The following is a 17,608-nucleotide window of genomic DNA, read 5'->3' as shown; positions in this document are numbered from 1 at the left end:
GATGGCTATCAGCATGACAGAAGCCGCCGCCAACCATGTGCGGCGTTCCCTGGAAGGGCGCGGCAAGGGTGAAGGCATTCGCCTGGGCGTGCGCACCACCGGTTGCTCGGGCCTGGCCTACGTGCTGGAGTTCGTCGACGAGCTGGCGGACGAAGACCAGGTGTTCGAGAACCATGGCGTCAAGGTGATCATCGATCCCAAGAGCCTGGTCTACCTCGACGGCACCGAACTGGACTTCGTCAAGGAAGGGTTGAACGAAGGCTTCAAGTTCAACAACCCCAACGTGCGCGGTGAGTGTGGCTGCGGCGAAAGCTTCAACGTTTGAGGCTGGCTGTGGGTACTCCTTGTCATTTCGCATTGTTTGACCTCCAGCCAAGCTTCCGCCTGGATCTCGACAAGCTGGCCACTCGCTATCGCGAGCTGGCCCGCGAAGTCCATCCCGATCGCTTTGCCGACGCTTCCGAGCGCGAGCAGCGCGTAGCGCTGGAGAAGTCCGCAGCCCTCAACGACGCCTACCAGACCCTGCGCAGTGCGCCGCGTCGCGCCCGCTACCTGCTGGCCATCGGCGGCCACGAAGTGCCTCAGGAAGTCACGGTCCATGACCCGGACTTCCTGTTGCAGCAGATGCAGTGGCGCGAAGAGCTCGAAGAGCTGCAGGACGAAGCCGACCTCGATGGCGTGGCCGTGTTCAAAAAGCGCCTGAAGGCTGCCCAGGACACGCTGAACGAGGACTTTGCCGCCTGCTGGAACGCCCCAGGCGAGCGCGACAAGGCCGAGCGCCTGATGCGCCGCATGCAGTTCCTCGACAAGCTCGCCCAAGAAGTGCGCCAACTGGAAGAGCGCCTCGACGATTAACCCGGTGCTGTACGTGATGGCACCTAAGGTATTCAGATAAGCATGGCCCTACTGCAGATTGCCGAACCCGGTCAAAGCCCTCAGCCGCATCAGCGCCGCCTGGCGGTGGGGATCGACCTGGGTACCACCAACTCTCTGGTCGCTGCATTGCGCAGCGGCCGTAGCGAGCCCCTGCCCGACGCGCAGGGCAACGTCATTCTGCCGTCCGCGGTGCGCTACCTCGAAGGGCGTAACGAAGTGGGGCAGGCCGCGCGGGATGCCGCGTCCAGCGACCCGCTGAACACCGTGCTGTCGGTCAAGCGCCTGATGGGGCGCGGCCTGGCCGACGTCAAGCAACTGGGCGAACAACTGCCGTACCGCTTTGTCGGCGGCGAGTCGCACATGCCGTTCATCGACACCGTGCAGGGGCCGAAAAGCCCTGTGGAAGTGTCCGCCGATATCCTCAAGGTGCTGCGCGAGCGCGCCGAAGCCACCCTCGGCGGTGAGCTGGTGGGCGCGGTGATCACCGTGCCGGCCTATTTCGACGACGCCCAGCGCCAGGCCACCAAGGACGCTGCGCGCCTGGCCGGCTTGAACGTGCTGCGCCTGCTCAACGAACCGACCGCTGCTGCCGTGGCCTATGGCCTGGACCAGAACGCCGAAGGCGTGGTGGCCATCTACGACCTGGGCGGGGGTACCTTCGATATCTCCATCCTGCGCCTGACGGCCGGCGTGTTCGAAGTGCTGGCCACCGGTGGCGATACCGCCCTGGGCGGTGACGACTTCGACCATGCCATTGCCGGCTGGATCATCGAGCAGGCCGGGCTGTCGTCCGACCTCGACCCGGCCACCCAGCGCCAGCTGCTGCAAACCGCCTGCGCCGCCAAGGAAGCCCTGACCGACGCCGATGTGGTCGCCGTCAGCCATGGCGCCTGGCAGGGCCAGCTGAGCCGCGCCGGCTTCGAAGCCATGATCGAGCCGCTGATTGCCCGCAGCCTCAAGGCCTGCCGCCGCGCCGTGCGTGACAGCGGCGTCGAGCTGGAAGAGGTCAGTGCGGTGGTCATGGTCGGTGGTTCGACCCGTGTGCCGCGCGTGCGCGAAGCGGTCGGCACGCTGTTCGGGCGCGCCCCGCTGACCTCGATCGACCCCGATCAGGTGGTGGCTATCGGTGCTGCCATCCAGGCCGATACCCTGGCCGGCAACCGCCGCGAAGGTGGCGAACTGTTGCTGCTCGATGTCATCCCGCTGTCGCTTGGCCTTGAGACCATGGGCGGACTGATGGAGAAGGTGATCCCGCGCAATACCACCATCCCGGTGGCGCGTGCCCAGGAGTTCACCACTTATAAAGACGGCCAGACGGCCATGATGATCCACGTGCTGCAGGGTGAGCGCGAGCTGATCAGCGACTGCCGCTCGCTGGCGCGCTTCGAGCTGCGTGGCATCCCCGCCATGGTTGCCGGTGCGGCGAAAATCCGCGTCACCTTCCAGGTCGATGCCGACGGCCTGCTCAGCGTCGCCGCCCGCGAACTGGGTTCGGGCGTGGAAGCCAGCATCCAGGTCAAGCCGTCCTACGGCCTGACCGACGGCGAGATTGCCCGCATGCTCAAGGACTCCTTCGAACACGCAGGTTCCGACAAGCAGGCCCGTCAGCTGCGCGAGCACCAGGTCGACGGCGAGCGCCTGCTCGAAGCGGTACAGGGCGCCCTGGACGCCGACGGCGAGCGCCTGCTCAGCAATGACGAGCGCGACGCCATCGAATTCCAGATGCAGGAACTACGTGATTTGCTGGCCGGCACCGATGGCGCAGCCATCGAGCAACAGACCAAGCGTCTGTCGCAGGTGACCGACGCCTTCGCCGCCCGTCGCCTTGATTCGACGGTCAAAGCCGCACTGGCCGGGCGCAACCTGAATGAGATCGAGGAGTAACCGATGCCGCTGGTGACATTCCTGCCGCACGAGAAGTTCTGCCCGCAAGGGCTGACCGTGGAAGTCCAACCCGGGACCAACATCCTGGAGCTTGCCCACGACCATCACATCGAGATGGAAAGTGCCTGTGGCGGCGTCAAGGCCTGCACCACGTGCCACTGCATCGTGCGCAAGGGCTTCGATTCGCTCGAAGAAGCCGACGAGCTGGAAGAGGACATGCTGGACAAGGCCTGGGGCCTGGAGGCTCAATCGCGCCTCGGCTGCCAGGTGGTTGTCGCTGACCAGGACCTGGTCATCGAGATCCCCAAGTATTCGCTCAACCACGCCGCCGAAGCGCCGCACTGAGGTTTGCCCGATGAGCCTGAAATGGATTGATGTACTTGAGATCGCCATTCAGCTTGCAGAAAGCAAGCCGGAAGTCGATCCTCGTTATGTGAATTTCGTCGATCTGCACCGTTGGGTGCTGGCCTTGCCAGAATTCAGCGACGATCCGTCACGCGGCGGTGAGAAAGTGCTCGAGGCCATCCAGGCGGCCTGGATCGAAGAAGCCGACTGAACGCGTCCTGCAGGTTAGGCAATCCCCTGGAACCCGCGTATAATTCGCGGGTTTAATTTTTCGCAACACTCATATTTCTGGAGTTTTCCATGGCTGTTCAACGTACTTTCTCCATCATCAAGCCTGACGCCGTTGCCAAGAACGTCATCGGCGAGATCACCACTCGTTTCGAGAAAGCCGGCCTGCGCGTCGTCGCTTCGAAAATGAAGCAGCTGTCCAAAGCCGAAGCCGAAGGCTTCTACGCCGAGCACAAAGAGCGCGGTTTCTTCGCTGACCTGGTTGCCTTCATGACTTCCGGTCCGGTCATCGTTCAGGTTCTGGAAGGCGAAAACGCCGTTCTGGCCAACCGCGAGCTGATGGGCGCCACCAACCCGAAAGAAGCTGCTGCCGGCACCATCCGCGCCGACTTCGCCGTTTCCATCGACGAGAACGCTGTTCACGGTTCCGACTCGGAAGCTTCGGCTGCCCGCGAAATCGCTTACTTCTTCTCCGCTACCGAGCTGTGCGACCGCATTCGCTAAGCGAAGCAGGTCTTGGGTGATTCCATGAGTGACATGACTGGCAAGATCAACCTGTTGGGCCTGACCCTGCAGGAAATGGAAAAATTCTTCGAGTCGATCGGAGAGAAGCGTTTTCGTGCCGGTCAGGTCATGAAATGGATTCACCACTTTGGCGTCGATGATTTCGCCGCCATGACCAATGTCGGCAAGGCCTTGCGCGAAAAGCTCGAGGCCGTTGCCGAGATTCGGGGCCCGGAAGTGGTCAGTGAAGACATTTCCGCCGACGGCACCCGCAAGTGGGTGGTCCGCGTTGCCTCCGGCAGCTGCGTCGAAACCGTCTACATCCCCACCGACGATCGCGGCACCCTGTGCGTGTCGTCGCAAGCCGGCTGTGCCCTGGACTGCAGCTTCTGCTCCACCGGCAAGCAAGGCTTCAACAGCAACCTCACCGCCGCCGAAGTGATCGGCCAGGTGTGGCTTGCCAACAAATCCTTCGGGACCGTCCCGGCCAAGATCGACCGCGCCATTACCAACGTGGTCATGATGGGCATGGGCGAACCCCTGCTGAATTTCGACAATGTCATCGCCGCCATGAAGATCATGATGGAAGATCTGGGCTATGGCATTTCCAAGCGTCGCGTCACCCTGTCCACCTCGGGCGTGGTGCCGATGATCGACGAGCTGGCCAAGCACATCGATGTGTCGCTGGCCCTGTCGCTGCACGCACCGAACGATGAACTGCGCAACAAGCTGGTGCCGATCAACAAGAAGTACCCGCTGAAGATGCTGCTGGAATCGTGCATGGGCTATATGTCCACCCTGGGTGGCAAGCGCGTGCTGACCATCGAGTACACCCTGCTCAAGGACGTCAACGACCAGCCTGAGCATGCGGCGCAGATGATCGAGCTGCTGCGTGACGTACCGTGCAAGATCAACCTGATCCCGTTCAACCCGTTCCCGCACTCGGGTTACGAGCGGCCGAGCAACAACGCCATTCGCCGCTTCCAGGACCTGTTGCACCACGGTGGCTTCAACGTCACCACCCGCACCACCCGTGGTGAGGACATCGACGCCGCGTGTGGCCAGCTGGTCGGCCAGGTCAACGACCGCACCCGTCGCAGCGAGCGTTACATCGCCGTGCGCCAGCTGTCTGCGGACGTCGAGCTGCAAGACAGCCCCGCCAGCCACTGACCGGGACCTTGCCCATGAGCCTGCGCGCCGCGCTGTCGATCCTTGCGCTTTCGCTGCTGGCCGGCTGCGTGTCGGGCGGCGCGGGCGACCCCCTGGCCAGCCGCCAGGGCAGAGCAGAGGCGGGGCGGGCCTATGTGCAGCTTGGTCTGGGTTATTTGCAACAGGGTTTGACCGAGCAGGCCAAGGCGCCGCTGGGCAAGGCCCTGGCGCTGGATGACGCCGATGCCGACGCGCATGCCGCCCTGGCGCTGGTGTTCCAGGCTGAAGGCGAGCCGGCGCTGGCCGAAGGGCACTTTCGCAAGGCGCTGCAGGCCCGCGCGGGCGACACGCGAATTCGCAACAATTACGGCAGTTTCCTTTATGCTCAGGGGCGATTTGCCGAGGCCGGGCAGATGTTTCGCCTTGCCAGCGCCGATACCCTGTATCCTGAGCGTTCGCGCGTTTACGAGAACCTGGGCCTGACCGCTCTGAAGCTCGAGCGCCGCGACCAGGCGCATGCGTATCTGCTGAAAGCTTTGCAGCTCAACCAGCGGCAACCGAAAGCGTTGCTGGAAATGGCTGAGTTGTCCTACGAAAACAGGCATTATGTGGCGGCCCGGGACTACTACGATCGTTTCAGCCAGTTGAGCGACCACGATGCCCGTAGCCTGCTGCTGGGCAGCCGCCTCGCCCGGGTGTTCGACGAGCGGGGCACCCTGGCCGAGCTGGGCCAGCAATTACAACGACTTTATCCCGGTACGCCGGAATATCAGCAATACCTGTCGGAGCAACGATGAAAGCCGCGCATCCCGAAGTAGCAGTAGCGCCTGGCCAGAACCCCGGTGAGCTTTTGCGTCAGGCCCGTGAAAACCGGGGCTGGTCACAAGCCGAGGTGGCCCGCAAGCTCAACCTCACTGTCAGTTCGTTGAACCACGTGGAAACCGGTGCCTTCGACAAGCTGCCGGGGCATACCTTCGCCCGTGGCTACATCCGTGCCTATGCCAAGCTGATGGACCTGGACCAGGCTGCCCTGGTGGACGCCTTCGACCGCTACACCGGTACCCACGCCAAAGGCAGCGATGTGCATTCGCTGGGCCGTATCGAAGAACCGGTGCGCCTGTCGCACAATATCCTGCGTGGCGTCAGCTTGCTGCTGCTGGTGGCGGTGGTCGGCGGCGGCTTCGTCTGGTGGCAGGACCAGGGCAGCCTGCGTGGCAAGGACCTGGCCAAGATCGCCCTGGAGCATGTCGAAGTCGAAAGCGCCGACGGCACCACCCAGATTCACCCGCTCGATGAGCCTGAAGACCAGGCGGTTTCCGCAGGCCAGCAGGCCGAGAGCGCGCCGCTGCCACTGGAGCAGGGCGCTGCCGAGCAACCCGCTACTACCGCCGAGCAGGCACCGGCCAGCCCGGCACCTGCCGTAACCGCTGCGGCAGAGCCGTCACCGGCCCCGCAGGCGCCAGCCGCCAGCGCTGCTGCTGCGCCTGCGCCTGCGCCGGTAGTACCGGTTGCTCCGGCCCCGACCCCGGCAGCTGTTGCGCCCGTTGCACCTGCAGCGACCGTAGCCGCCGCCGAGCCGGTCGCGCCAGCCGTTGTACCGGCCGGCAGCGCCAAGGTCGCCATCCAGTTCACCGCCGATTGCTGGACCCAGGTCAGCGACGGCAATGGCAAGGTGCTGTTCAGCGCCATCAAGCGCAAGGGGGACAACCTCGAGCTGACCGGCAAGCCGCCGTTCGCGGTGCGCCTGGGCTTTGCCCGGGGTGCCCAGGTCAGCTACAACGGCCAGGCCGTCGATGTCGCCCCGTTCACCAGTGGCGAGACCGCTCGCCTGAAGTTGGGACAGTAAGTCATGCACGGCGAATCTCCGATCAAACGTCGCGAATCCCGCAAAATCTGGGTCGGCAATGTGCCGGTGGGTGGTGATGCCCCCATCGCGGTGCAGAGCATGACCAACACCGACACCAACGATGTGGCCGCCACCGTGGCGCAAATCCAGCGCCTGGTCGATGCCGGCGTGGACATCGTGCGCGTCTCGGTGCCGGACATGGACGCCGCCGAGGCGTTCGGCCGCATCAAGCAGCAGGTCAGCGTGCCACTGGTCGCCGACATCCACTTCGACTACAAGATCGCCTTGCGCGTAGCCGAACTGGGCGTCGATTGCCTGCGGATCAACCCGGGCAACATAGGCCGTGAAGACCGTGTGCGCGCGGTGGTCGACGCCGCCCGTGACCGCGGCATCCCGATCCGTATCGGCGTCAACGCCGGTTCCCTGGAAAAGGACCTGCAGAAAAAGTACGGCGAACCGACCCCGGCGGCGCTGGTCGAGTCGGCCCTGCGCCATGTCGAGCACCTCGATCGCCTGGACTTCCAGGATTTCAAGGTCAGCGTCAAGGCCTCCGATGTGTTCATGGCCGTCGAAGCCTACCGCCTGCTGGCCAAACAGATCGTGCAGCCGCTGCACCTGGGCATCACCGAAGCCGGTGGCCTGCGTTCGGGCACGGTGAAATCTGCGGTCGGCCTCGGTATGCTGCTGGCCGAAGGCATTGGCGATACCATCCGCATCTCGCTGGCGGCCGACCCGGTCGAGGAAGTGAAAGTCGGCTACGACATCCTCAAGTCGCTGCACCTGCGCTCGCGCGGCATCAACTTCATCGCCTGCCCGAGCTGCTCGCGGCAGAACTTCGATGTGGTCAAGACCATGAACGAGCTGGAAGGGCGCCTGGAAGACCTGCTGGTGCCGCTGGACGTAGCGGTGATCGGTTGCGTGGTCAACGGCCCGGGTGAAGCCAAGGAGGCGCATGTCGGCCTGACTGGTGGTACGCCGAACCTGATCTACATCGATGGCAAGCCGGCACAGAAACTGACCAACGACAACCTGGTCGACGAGCTGGAAAAGCTCATCCGCCAGAAAGCGGCCGAAAAGGCCGAAGCCGACGCGGCGCTGATCGTCCGTGGCTGACACACCGAATTCGTAAGGACTTTTCGTGAGCAAATCGCTGCAAGCCATCCGTGGCATGAACGACATCCTGCCAGAACAGTCGCCGCTTTGGCGCTACTTCGAAGGCACCGTGGCCGGGCTGCTGGACACCTACGGGTACAGCCAGATCCGCACGCCGATCGTCGAGTTCACCGAGCTGTTCAAGCGCTCGATCGGCGAAGTGACCGACATCGTCGAAAAAGAGATGTACACCTTCGAGGACCGCAATGGCGATTCGCTGACCCTGCGCCCCGAAGGCACCGCCGCCTGCGTGCGTGCCGTGCTCGAACATGGCATCACCGGCAACGGCCAGGTGCAGAAGCTGTGGTACATCGGCCAGATGTTCCGCCACGAACGCCCGCAAAAAGGCCGCTACCGCCAGTTCCACCAGATCGGCGTAGAAGTGTTCAACCTGGACGGCCCGGACATCGACGCCGAACTGATCATGCTGACCTGGCGCCTGTGGGGCCTGCTGGGTATCCAGGACGCGGTCAAGCTCGAACTCAACAGCCTGGGCACCAGCGAAGCCCGGGCGCGCTACCGTGACGCGCTGGTCGAGTTCCTCTCGGCGCGCCTGGAGCAGCTGGACGAAGACAGCCAGCGTCGCCTGAAGAGCAACCCGCTGCGCATCCTTGACAGCAAGGACCAGAACACCCAGGCGGTGCTGGTCGGTGCGCCGAAGCTGGAAGACTACCTGGACGAAGAATCGCGCGTGCACTTCGAGGGCCTCAAGGCCCGCCTGGACGCCGCCGGCATTCCGTTCGTGATCAACACCAAGCTGGTGCGTGGCCTGGATTACTACAGCAAGACCGTGTTCGAGTGGGTCACCGACAAGCTCGGCGCCCAGGGCACGGTCTGCGCCGGTGGCCGTTACGATGGCCTGGTCGAGCAGATGGGCGGCAAGCCGACCCCGGGCGTCGGTTTCGCCATGGGCATCGAGCGCCTGATTCTGCTGCTGGAAACCCTGGGCAAGGTGCCCGAGTCCATCAGCCGGCAGATCGACGTCTACCTGTGCGCCTTTGGCGAACAGGCCGAACTGGCCGGCCTGCGCCTGTCCGAAGCCCTGCGCGACCGCCTGCCGGGCCTGCGCCTGGCAGTCAACGCCGGTGGTGGCAGCTTCAAGAGCCAGTTCAAGAAAGCCGACAAGAGTGGCGCGCTGTTCGCCCTGATTCTTGGCGACGACGAGCTGGCCAAGCAAGAGATCGGCTTCAAGCCCCTGCGTGGTCAGGGCGAACAACAGAACATTGCCTGGGATGCTCTGGCTGAGCACCTGGAAACCGCGATCGCGCAGGCGTAACGCGGTTCAACAAGCGAATAGGCGAAAAGGAGTATTGGGGTGTCGAGTACCGATGATGAACTGGTAGGGGTCAAGGACTGGTGGAACCGCAACGGCAAGCCGCTGCTGACCGGTGCCCTGCTGGCTGGCGTGGTGGTGTTGGGCTGGAATACCTGGCACAAGTACCAGAACAATCAGTCGCAAGGCGCCTCGCAGCTGTACCAGGCTTTGCTGGAGACCAGCCTGACGCCGACCGGCCAGCCTGACGCGACCAAGGTCGCGGAACTGGCCGGCAAGCTCAAGAGCGACTTCGGCGGTACCGCCTACGCCCAGTACGGCAGCCTGTTCGTGGCCAAGGTCGCGGTCGAGAGCGGCAAGCTCGACGACGCTGCGGCCGAGCTGAAGGGCGTGCTGGACAAGCCGGCCGATGCCACCCTGGGCGAAATTTCGCGTCAGCGCCTGGCACGTGTGCTGGCTGCGCAGAACAAGGCCGAGGACGCGCTCAAGCTGCTCGACGGCGACGCCGACAAGGCCTTCCTGGCCAGCCGCGAAGAGTTGAAAGGTGACCTGCTGGTGCAACTGGGCCGTGCCGACGACGCGCACAGCGCTTACGAGAAAGCCAAGGCTGCGTTGTCCGATGAGGCGGCGGTCGGTGGCCTGCAATTGAAGCTGGATGACTTGGCCAAAGGGGACGCGTAAGTGATCGGTTGGAAACATGCAGCAGTGCTGACCCTGGCCGTTCTGGCCGCAGGTTGCAGCAGCAACAGCAAGAAGGAACTGCCCCCGGCCGAGCTGAGCAAGTTCACCGAGGAAGTGGTGCTGAAGAAGCAGTGGAGCCGTTCGATCGGTGACGGCCAGGGCGAGACCTACAACACCCTGGTACCGGCCATCGAAAACGACCGTATCTACGCCTCCGACGTCAACGGCGAAGTCTTCGCCCTCGACCGCATCACCGGTGATGTGGTGTGGAAGCAGGACCTCGAGTTGCCGGTGTCCGGCGCTGTCGGCGTGGGCTACGGCCTGGTCATGATCGGCACCCTCAAGGGTGAAGTCATCGCGCTGGATTCCAGCACCGGTGAGGAGCGCTGGCGCTCCCGCGTGACCAGCGAAGTGCTGGCGCCGCCTGCCAACAACGGTGATGTGGTGGTGGTGCAGACCCAGGACGATCGCCTGATCGGCCTGGATGCCGCTACTGGCGACCGCCGCTGGATCTACGAGAACACCCCGGCCGTGCTGACCCTGCGTGGTACCGGCGCGCCGATCGTGACCAACCGCCTGGCCGTCGCCGGCCTGTCCACCGGCAAGGTGGTGGCGGTGGACATCAACAACGGCGTGCCGGTGTGGGAAAGCCGCGTGGCGATTCCGCAGGGCCGTTCCGAGCTGGACCGTGTGGTCGATATCGACGGTGGCCTGCTGCTGTCGGGTGGTACCCTGTACGTCAGCACCTACCAGGGTCGCGTCGCGGGCCTGGACCTGGAAAGCGGCCGCGTGCTGTGGCAACGCGATGCCTCCAGCTATGTGGGTGTCGCCCAGGGCTTCGGCAACGTCTACGTCAGCGAAGCTTCGGGTACCGTCGAAAGTGTCGACGAGCGCTCTTCCAGCGCCCTGTGGACCAACGACAGCATGGCTCGCCGCCAGCTGACCGCGCCGGAAGTGTTCTCCAGCTACGTGGCGGTGGGTGACTTCGAGGGTTACCTGCACCTGCTGAGCCAGGTCGATGGCCGTTTCGTCGGCCGTGAGCGTATCGACAGCGATGGCCTGCGCGCCCGCCCACTTGTGGTCGGCGACACCATCTACGTCTTCGGCAACAGCGGCAAGCTCGAGGCACTGACCATCCGCTGAAGCTATGCTTGAAGCCTTGGGGGCTTCAAGCCGCGGCGTAGGACACGCCGCCCGAACTCCGGCCGCTGCCTTGCAGCGGCCTTTGCATTTTCAAGAATTCAAGAGTGGAGAGCCGAATGGTTCCCGTAATCGCCCTGGTGGGCCGGCCGAACGTCGGCAAATCCACCATGTTCAACCGCCTGACCAAAACCCGCGATGCCATCGTCGGTGACTTGTCGGGTCTGACCCGTGACCGCCAGTACGGTGATGCCAGCTGGCAGGGTCGTTCCTTCATCCTGATCGACACCGGTGGTATCACCGGTGACGAAGTGGGCATGGACGAGAAGATGGCCGAGCAGTCGCTCATGGCCATCGAAGAAGCCGACTATGTGCTGTTCCTGGTTGACGCCCGTGCCGGCATGACCGCCGCCGACCAAATGATCGCCGAGCACCTGCGCAAGCGGAACAAGGAAGCGATCCTGGTTGCCAACAAGATCGACAACATTGACGCCGACGTCGCCCGCGCCGAGTTCTCGCCGCTGGGCATGGGCAACGCCATTCCGGTGGCCGGCTCCCAGGGCCGTGGCATCAATGCGCTGATGGAGGCCGTGCTCGGCCACATCCCGCGTGACCAGGTCGAGGAAGCGCTGGACGCCGAAGTCGCCGAAGGCGAAGAAGCCGTGCGCATTCCGGGCCCGAGCGAGAAGGATGGCATCAAGATCGCCATCATCGGCCGCCCCAACGTGGGCAAGTCGACCCTGGTCAACCGCATGCTCGGCGAAGAGCGCGTGGTGGTATACGACCAGCCGGGCACCACCCGCGACAGTATCTACATCCCGTTCGAGCGTGATGACGAGAAGTACACCTTCATCGACACCGCCGGCGTGCGCAAGCGCGGCAAGATCCACGAGGAAGTCGAAAAGTTCTCGGTGGTGAAGACGCTGCAGGCGATCAAGGACGCCAACGTGGTGATCTTCGTCATGGACGCCCGCGAAGGCGTGGTAGACCACGACCTGAACCTGCTGGGCTTCGCCCTGGAGGCCGGCCGCGCCATCGTCATCGCCCTGAACAAGTGGGATGGCATGCAGCCGGGCGAGCGCGACTACGTGAAGACCGAGCTGGAGCGCCGGTTGTTCTTCGTCGACTTCGCCGACATCCACTTCATCTCTGCCCTGCATGGCACTGGCGTGGGCAACCTGTACAAGTCGGTGCAGGCCGCGTTCAAGTCGGCGGTAACCCGCTGGCCGACCAGCCGCCTGACGCAGATCCTCGAAGATGCCGTGAGCGAGCACCAGCCACCGCTGGTCAACGGCCGCCGCATCAAGCTGCGCTATGCCCACCTCGGTGGTGCCAACCCGCCGCTGATCGTGATCCACGGCAACCAGACCGACAAGATTCCGAAGTCGTACTCGCGTTACCTGGAGAACACCTACCGCCGCGTGCTGAAGCTGGTCGGCACGCCGATCCGCATCGAATACAAGGGCGGCGAAAACCCGTACGAGGGCAAGAAGAACACCCTCACCGACCGCCAGGTCAACAAGAAGCGCCGCCTGATGTCGCACCACAAGAAGGCCGAGAAGAAGCGCCGCGACAAGCGCTGATTTCGCGTCGGCCTCTTCGCGGGTAAACCCGCTCCCACAGGTCCCACACAGTTTTCGAATTCTGTGCAGTACCTGTGGGAGCGGGTTTACCCGCGAATGGGCCCTTTGATCCAGCGCAAATCCCCCTATTGTTTCAACCTTTTTCCTGACCGCTCGATCCGCTATGCTCGGACTCCAACCCGTGCCGGATACACCCCAGGAAAGAGGGCTCCATGATCCGCAGCAAACTGCCGAATGTCGGCACGACCATCTTCACCAGCATGTCCCAGCTCGCCGTGCAGACTGGCGCGTTGAACCTTTCGCAAGGTTTCCCCGACTTCAACGGCCCGCAGGCGCTGCTCGATGCAGTCGGCCGGCACGTGGCCGCCGGGCATAACCAGTATTCACCGATGACCGGCCTGCCGGCCCTGCGCCAGCAGGTGGCAGCCCAGGTCGCGCGGTTGTATGGCGCGCAGGTGGATGCCGACCAGGAAGTGACCATCACCCCGGGCGCCACCGAGGCGATCTTCTGCGCTATCCAGGCGGTGGTGCATGCCGGCGACGAGGTGATCGTCTTCGACCCTTGCTACGACAGCTACGAGCCGTCCGTGGAATTGGCCGGTGGCCGCTGCGTGCATGTGCAACTAAGCGACGGTGACTTCCGCATCGACTGGCAGAAGTTCAGCGATGCCCTGAGCCCGCGCACGCGCATGGTGATCCTCAACTCACCGCACAACCCAAGCGGTGCGCTGATCACCCGCGAAGACCTTGACCAACTGGCCCGGCTGATCGCCGAGCGCGATATCTACCTGGTCAGCGACGAAGTCTACGAACACCTGGTCTTTGACGGCGTGCGCCACGCCAGTGTGCTGGCCCACGAGCAGCTCTATCAACGCGCTTTCGTGGTTAGCTCGTTCGGCAAGACCTACCACGTCACCGGCTGGAAGACCGGCTACGTGATCGCCCCGCCGGCGCTGAGCGCCGAGCTGCGCAAGGTGCATCAGTACGTCAACTTCTGTGGCGTTACGCCCCTGCAATGCGCGCTGGCCGACTTCATGGCCGAGCACCCGGAGCATGTCGATGAACTGCCGGCCTTCTACCAAGCCAAGCGCGACCTATTCTGTGGTTTGCTGGAAGGCTCGCGCTTGCGTTTCACCCGCACGGCGGGCACCTATTTCCAGCTGGTGGACTATTCGCAGATCCGCCCGGACCTGAACGACGTCGACATGGCCGTGTGGCTGACCCGTGAGCACGGCGTGGCGGCCATCCCGGTGTCGGTGTTCTACCAGCAACCCATCCCCGCGCAACGCCTGGTTCGCCTGTGCTTTGCCAAACGAGAGGAGACGCTGCGTCAGGCAGCGGAACGACTATGCGCGATCTGAGTGAACTGCCGAACCTGAAAATCGCCCTGGTACAGACCGCCCTGGCCTGGCACGACCGCGAGGCCAATTACGCACACTTCGAGGAGTTGCTGGAGCAGGTGGGTGAAGTGGACCTGGTGATCCTGCCGGAAATGTTCACCACTGGCTTCTCGATGCAGTCCGAGAGCCTGGCCGAGCCGGAGAACGGCCCGACCTACAAGTGGCTGAAAGCCCAGGCGAAGAAGTACGACACGGTGATCACCGGCAGCGTGATCATCCAGGCCGCCGATGGCAGCCACCGCAACCGCCTGCTGTGGGCGCGCCCGGATGGCGAGATCCTGCACTATGACAAGCGCCACCTGTTCCGCATGGCCGGTGAGCACAAGCACTACACCCCGGGCGAGCGCCAGGTGCAGTTCGAACTCAAGGGCTGGCGGATTCGCCCGCTGATCTGCTACGACCTGCGCTTCCCGGTGTGGAGCCGTGATGCCCAGGATACCGACCTGCTGCTGTACACCGCCAACTGGCCGGCCGCGCGCCGCCAGCACTGGAACCGTTTGCTGCCAGCGCGCGGTATCGAGAACCTGTGTTACGTGGCAGCGGTGAACCGGGTGGGTACGGACGGTAAGGGCTTTGCCTATTCCGGCGACAGCCAGGTGCTGGATTTCCAGGGCGAGAGCCTACTCAGTGCCGGGGAGGCGGACGGGGTGTTCACTGCGGTGTTGAGTGCGGCGGAGCTTGCGGCGTACCGGGCCAAGTTCCCGGCCAACCTGGATGCCGATACCTTCGAGTTGCACTGATAGCCTGTACCGGCCCCTTCGCGGGTGAACCCGCTCCCACAGGATCTTCACAGATTGCGAATAGTGTGCAGTACCTGTGGGAGCGGGTTTACCCGCGAAGAGGCCGGCGCTGGTCACATCAATTTCCGATCAATACACATCCCGCCGGTACCGCCCATCCTCGATCAGCTGTTGCACTAGCGCTTCCCCGAGCATGCCATTGAGCGCCGCATCCACCCCGGCCGCCATCCCTTGCAGGCTGCCGCAGACATACACACAGGCGCCATCCGCGACCCAGCGCTTGAACTCTTCCGCCTGCTGCAGCAACACATCCTGCACATACACTTTCTCGGCCTGATCCCGCGAGAACGCCAGGTCCAGCCGCGCCAGGTCGCCGCTGGCGAGCCAACCCTGCAGTTCTGCGCCACACAGCAGGTCATGCGCGCGGTTACGTTCGCCGAACAGTAGCCAGTTGCGCTGCTCGCCAGCATTGATCCGTGCCCGAATGAGGCTGCGCAGGCCAGCCAGGCCGGTGCCGTTGCCGATCAGGATCATCGGTGCAGCCGTCTCCGGCAGATGGAAGCCACTGTTGCGGCGCAGGCGCAGGCTCAACGTACCGTGCAGCGGCAGGTACTCGGTCAGCCAGCCCGAACCCAGGCCCAGGGTGCCGTCGGCGTGGCGCTCCTGGCGCACGATCAGTTCCAGCACGCCATCACTGGCGACCGAGGCGATCGAGTACTCGCGGCTGCCGATCGGCACCAGGGCGTCGACCAGTGCTTGCGCCTGCAAGCCGATCAGGTGATCGCGACGGGTCGGCAACTGGCGACCGGCCAGCGCCTGCGCAAGGCTTTCGCTCAGACCATTCACTTGTACCGTGGCCCCAGCGTCCAGTGCCATGCCATCGAGGAAGGCCGCGATGCGAGGTTGGCCATTGAGCGGCAAGATTTCCACCAGATCGCCGGCTTGCCAACTGGCCGGCTCTTCCGGTTGCAAGCCGAGCAGGTACACCGGCTGGCCCTGGCTGCCCGGGTTGAGCAGCTGGCGATGTAGCAACGACCAATTGCCGAAGCTCGGCGGCTGCCAGGCAGCGACTGGCTGGGCACCGGTCAATTGCGCCAGTTCCTGTTGCCACTGTTGCAGGGCGGCCGGGTCGGCGTTATCCACTTCCACCGGGCTGAATGTGCTGCTGGCGCCGCGCTCACCCAGCCACGCTTGCAGTCGCCGGGCGAAGCCGCAGAAGTGCGGGTACTGGCGATCGCCCAGGGCGAGCAGCGCATAGCTGAGGTTGTTCAGCGCCCACGGCTGGCCGAGGATCTTGCGCTCGAAGCCACGGGCGCTGTCGGGCGCTTCGCCGTCGCCGAAGGTGCTGACCACGAACAGGGCGCGGCGAGCCTGGCGCAGATCTTCTTCTCTAAGTTCGGCCAGGGCGCGTACCTGCACCGGCAAGCCGGCCGCCTGCAATTGGCCGGCACTCTGCCAGGCCAGTTGTTCGGCAAGGCCGCTCTGGCTGGCAAAACCGATCAGCCAGCTGTCGCCGCTGCCGTTGCTGTTGGCAACGTTGCCACGGGCCGCACGCACCTGGCGCTGCTTGCGGCGGCGGTCGAGGTACAGCAGCCAGCCAGTGACGAAGAACAGCGGCATGGTCAGGCTGGCGAGGGTGACGATGATGCGCCCCGGCAGGCCGAAATATTCACCCACGTGAAGGGCATACACGCTCTGCAGCAGTTGCGCCTTGAAGGATTTTTCGCTGTAGCGGTCATGTTTTTTTACCTGGCCGGTGGCCGGGTCCAGCACCAGGGTGTTGAAGGCGCGCGGATGGTCGGCGTTGTCCAGCAGGTAGAACAGGTTGGCCGGCTGGCCGCCCACCGGTGGCAGGCGCAGGTTGTACATGGCCAGACCGGGCCCGGCAGCGTCCTTGAGGTTGGCCCAGATCGCGTCGTAGTCGACCACCAGCGGCGGGGCGTTCTTGTCGACCTTCTGCGGCCCGTGGCGCCCACGGCCTTCGCCGCGCTTGTGCTGCTGCCCTGCAGCGGGTTCGTCAGCCAGCAGCTTGTTCAAGCCCGAGCGGTACCACTCGTAAGACCAGAACAGCCCGGTCAGGGCGAACAGCAGGTAGAACAGCAGGCACCAGGTGCCGGCCACGGCGTGCAGGTCCCAGTTGAACGCACGGCCTTTCCTGGCCCAGTCGAGGGTCAGCCAGGTGCGCCAGGCCAGCGCCTTGCGCGGCCAGCGCAGGTACAGGCCGGAGAGGCAGAAGAACACCAGCATCAGGGTGCAGGCGCCGGTGATCTGCCGGCCGCTGTCACCCATGGCGAGGAAGCGGTGCAGGTTGAGCATGAGGTTGAAGAAGCCTTGGCCCGCGGCGTCGCCCTTGAGTTCGCCGGTATAGGGGTCGGCGTAGCGCAGTTGACCACGGCGTTCCCCCGGGGGCGGCGTGAAGAAGATGCGCGCGGCATTGCCTTCGCGCACATCGACCCACAGCATCGCCACCTTGTCGTGCTGCTGGGCCTCGACCCGGCGTACCAGTTCGGCCGGCGGCAGCACGCCTTCGGCGCGCACTTCAACCTTGAGTACGTCGGCATTGAACGCGCGCAGCAGCTCTTCCTGAAACGAGTACAGGGCCCCGGTGATCCCCATCAAGGCCAGCACCAGGCCCGCGGTGATGCCAAAGAACCAGTGCAATTGGAACAGCGTCTTCTTCACCACATGATCACCTTGTGTTTCTGCCGCATGCTGCGCGGCGTGCATTATGCCTTGATACGCAAACGCCCCGCTCACAGGGAATGAACGGGGCGCGGGCACTTTCGGCGCGTGCCTGTATTGGCCCC

17 protein-coding genes are annotated in these 17,608 nt (G+C 64.2%); 16 read left to right on the top strand and 1 reads right to left on the bottom strand.

Going from position 1 to position 17,608, the window contains the following annotated elements:
* Position 1: 1 nt before the first annotated feature.
* From iscA to C6A77_RS01655, 16 genes are all read left to right on the top strand, one after another.
* Positions 2–325, top strand: coding sequence for an iron-sulfur cluster assembly protein IscA (iscA, locus tag C6A77_RS01730; RefSeq protein ID WP_003257854.1), 324 nt, complete (start codon positions 2–4; stop codon positions 323–325).
* Positions 326–333: 8 nt separating this feature from the next.
* The gene (gene hscB / locus C6A77_RS01725; protein ID WP_114167756.1) at positions 334–855 is read left to right on the top strand and encodes a co-chaperone HscB; all 522 of its coding nucleotides are present in this window, start codon (positions 334–336) and stop codon (positions 853–855) included.
* A 42-nt stretch (positions 856–897) separates the two neighbouring features.
* The gene (gene hscA, locus C6A77_RS01720) at positions 898–2,760 is read left to right on the top strand and encodes a Fe-S protein assembly chaperone HscA (protein WP_114167755.1); all 1,863 of its coding nucleotides are present in this window, start codon (positions 898–900) and stop codon (positions 2,758–2,760) included.
* A gap of 3 nt (positions 2,761–2,763) precedes the next feature.
* Positions 2,764–3,105 carry an ISC system 2Fe-2S type ferredoxin gene (gene fdx / locus C6A77_RS01715; RefSeq protein ID WP_114167754.1) on the top strand — a complete coding sequence of 114 codons (342 nt, stop codon included), beginning with the start codon at positions 2,764–2,766 and terminating at the stop codon, positions 3,103–3,105.
* A gap of 10 nt (positions 3,106–3,115) precedes the next feature.
* Positions 3,116–3,316 (top strand): Fe-S cluster assembly protein IscX, encoded by a 201-nt coding sequence (iscX, locus tag C6A77_RS01710; protein WP_003257859.1) that lies wholly within the window; start codon positions 3,116–3,118, stop codon positions 3,314–3,316.
* An 89-nt stretch (positions 3,317–3,405) separates the two neighbouring features.
* The gene (gene ndk / locus C6A77_RS01705; RefSeq protein WP_023382208.1) at positions 3,406–3,837 is read left to right on the top strand and encodes a nucleoside-diphosphate kinase; all 432 of its coding nucleotides are present in this window, start codon (positions 3,406–3,408) and stop codon (positions 3,835–3,837) included.
* Positions 3,838–3,861: 24 nt separating this feature from the next.
* Complete coding sequence (gene rlmN / locus C6A77_RS01700) at positions 3,862–5,007, top strand: 23S rRNA (adenine(2503)-C(2))-methyltransferase RlmN (protein WP_114167753.1); 1,146 nt, start codon at positions 3,862–3,864, stop codon at positions 5,005–5,007.
* A 14-nt stretch (positions 5,008–5,021) separates the two neighbouring features.
* On the top strand, positions 5,022–5,783 hold the full coding sequence (pilW, locus tag C6A77_RS01695; RefSeq protein ID WP_114167752.1) for a type IV pilus biogenesis/stability protein PilW: 762 nt from the start codon (positions 5,022–5,024) through the stop codon (positions 5,781–5,783).
* The gene (locus C6A77_RS01690; RefSeq protein ID WP_114167751.1) at positions 5,780–6,832 is read left to right on the top strand and encodes a RodZ family helix-turn-helix domain-containing protein; all 1,053 of its coding nucleotides are present in this window, start codon (positions 5,780–5,782) and stop codon (positions 6,830–6,832) included. The genes pilW and C6A77_RS01690 overlap by 4 nt, the downstream gene beginning before the upstream one ends.
* Before the next feature lie 3 nt (positions 6,833–6,835).
* Positions 6,836–7,945 (top strand): flavodoxin-dependent (E)-4-hydroxy-3-methylbut-2-enyl-diphosphate synthase, encoded by a 1,110-nt coding sequence (gene ispG, locus C6A77_RS01685; protein WP_003257869.1) that lies wholly within the window; start codon positions 6,836–6,838, stop codon positions 7,943–7,945.
* Positions 7,946–7,970: 25 nt separating this feature from the next.
* Positions 7,971–9,260: a histidine--tRNA ligase gene (hisS, locus tag C6A77_RS01680; protein ID WP_114167750.1), complete on the top strand. Its 1,290-nt coding sequence runs from the start codon at positions 7,971–7,973 to the stop codon at positions 9,258–9,260.
* Between the two features lie 39 nt (positions 9,261–9,299).
* Positions 9,300–9,938: a tetratricopeptide repeat protein gene (locus tag C6A77_RS01675; protein ID WP_114167749.1), complete on the top strand. Its 639-nt coding sequence runs from the start codon at positions 9,300–9,302 to the stop codon at positions 9,936–9,938.
* On the top strand, positions 9,939–11,081 hold the full coding sequence (bamB, locus tag C6A77_RS01670) for an outer membrane protein assembly factor BamB (RefSeq protein ID WP_114167748.1): 1,143 nt from the start codon (positions 9,939–9,941) through the stop codon (positions 11,079–11,081).
* Between the two features lie 116 nt (positions 11,082–11,197).
* The gene (gene der / locus C6A77_RS01665) at positions 11,198–12,661 is read left to right on the top strand and encodes a ribosome biogenesis GTPase Der (RefSeq protein WP_114167747.1); all 1,464 of its coding nucleotides are present in this window, start codon (positions 11,198–11,200) and stop codon (positions 12,659–12,661) included.
* A 212-nt stretch (positions 12,662–12,873) separates the two neighbouring features.
* Positions 12,874–14,022 carry a pyridoxal phosphate-dependent aminotransferase gene (locus tag C6A77_RS01660; RefSeq protein WP_114167746.1) on the top strand — a complete coding sequence of 383 codons (1,149 nt, stop codon included), beginning with the start codon at positions 12,874–12,876 and terminating at the stop codon, positions 14,020–14,022.
* On the top strand, positions 14,010–14,801 hold the full coding sequence (locus C6A77_RS01655) for an amidohydrolase (protein WP_114167745.1): 792 nt from the start codon (positions 14,010–14,012) through the stop codon (positions 14,799–14,801). Before C6A77_RS01660 ends, C6A77_RS01655 begins: the two co-directional genes overlap by 13 nt.
* A gap of 129 nt (positions 14,802–14,930) precedes the next feature.
* On the opposite strand, the gene C6A77_RS01645 is transcribed toward C6A77_RS01655, so the two are convergent.
* Positions 14,931–17,486, bottom strand: a complete 2,556-nt coding sequence (locus tag C6A77_RS01645) for a sulfite reductase flavoprotein subunit alpha (RefSeq protein WP_114167744.1) — start codon at positions 17,484–17,486, stop codon at positions 14,931–14,933.
* Positions 17,487–17,608: the final 122 nt, after the last annotated feature.

Origin of the sequence: Pseudomonas sp. AFG_SD02_1510_Pfu_092 (genome assembly GCF_003331055.1) — a bacterium.
In the GTDB taxonomy this organism is placed as follows: Bacteria; Pseudomonadota; Gammaproteobacteria; order Pseudomonadales; family Pseudomonadaceae; genus Aquipseudomonas.
The sequence above is the reverse complement of the archived record's forward strand: the minus strand, read 5'-3'. Positions and strand labels throughout refer to the sequence as shown.